Annotated in this window: 1 protein-coding gene; it reads right to left on the bottom strand. The window is 56.6% G+C overall.

Features of this window, described 5'->3' with window-relative positions; genetic code table 11:
- Positions 1 to 465, bottom strand: coding sequence for a hypothetical protein (locus ABJK56_RS06335; RefSeq protein WP_347243820.1), 465 nt, complete (start codon positions 463 to 465; stop codon positions 1 to 3).
- Positions 466 to 1,130 lie beyond the last annotated feature (665 nt).

The raw sequence follows: 1,130 nt of genomic DNA, 5'->3' as shown, positions 1-1,130 counted from the left end.
TCAGTTACCTCGCGCTTGGCGACGCATCAAGCGCAGTTCGAGCGGAATTCTGAAGATTGTTCGGGGGGCGGGATGATGGCCGAAATCCGCGATGCTTCGCGTAGTCCGGGGCTGAACCCGAACGCCCTGGCGCTGGCTAGGCAGCACCGTACGCCGCCGTGTCACCCAATCGTTAAACCCTGACAACTCCTTGGCTGTCGTCCGCGGATTGCGCACCCGCGCCTCGCCCATCCGTATCACATCAGCTACCCGCAACCGCACGCGTTGCAGCACGCCGCGCAATCTGTCCAACTCCGCCTCGCCATAGCCCAAGAGAAGCGCAACCACCCCCGCCCACTCGTCCGGATTCTCCTTTGTTGGCAATAAACGCTCGACCCATTGTTGGACCCCTTCCTGCGTGCTCAAGCCGGACAGTTGGCAGGCCTGCTCCCACAACGGAAGCCAGCAGGCCAAGTTGCGGCGCACCCCATCTTGCGGATTCTCATCCAGCGGCATTATCTATCTGGAGCAAAGAGAGGAAACTCTAGGCTGGCCGCTTGGTGCTTCTGTTCGGCTTGCTGGTGGCGGGCCTCCAAGGACGCCCATTCTGCGAAGCCGACAAAGAACGACGCCCGAGTGAAATTTTCCGCATAACCCTTGACCTCGGTAACAAGTGGCATAAAGTATACGCGCTGAGGCTATGTGCTCTTTACGAAGTGCGTTGTACTACGATGTGGTAAAAATCTTACGTAGAAAGGGGGGTAAAAGAGGTTTCCTGACAGCGATACACGGTTTGACTCGTGCGTAGAAGTGAAATTCCAGAAGTGTTCATGAGTTTGTCTGGGATGTGGTCCCGCGGATCGTCAACCGGGGCGACCGAGTTTAAACTGAGGGAGCCTGTTATGAAAAAGTTACTTGTCTCTAGCTTGTCTGCAGCGATAGCCATACTGATGACTGCGAACTCGTACGCTCAATGGGGAGGGATTCTTGACCCGCCAAAGCCGCTAAGACTCAGCTTCGCTGACTCAGGATATATCCGTACGCCGTCTGACATCGGTCCGTACCCGTGTAGGCGCGGCGAATTCGGCGACATTGTTATTGATACGGGCTCGCCTTTTGGGGATTCGTTTCTCGATCGCCACGTTGGCGCA

Origin of the sequence: Thermogutta sp., assembly GCF_039793925.1 — a bacterium.
Lineage (GTDB): Bacteria > Planctomycetota > Planctomycetia > Pirellulales > Thermoguttaceae > Thermogutta.
This window is presented reverse-complemented; position numbering and strand designations above follow the sequence as displayed.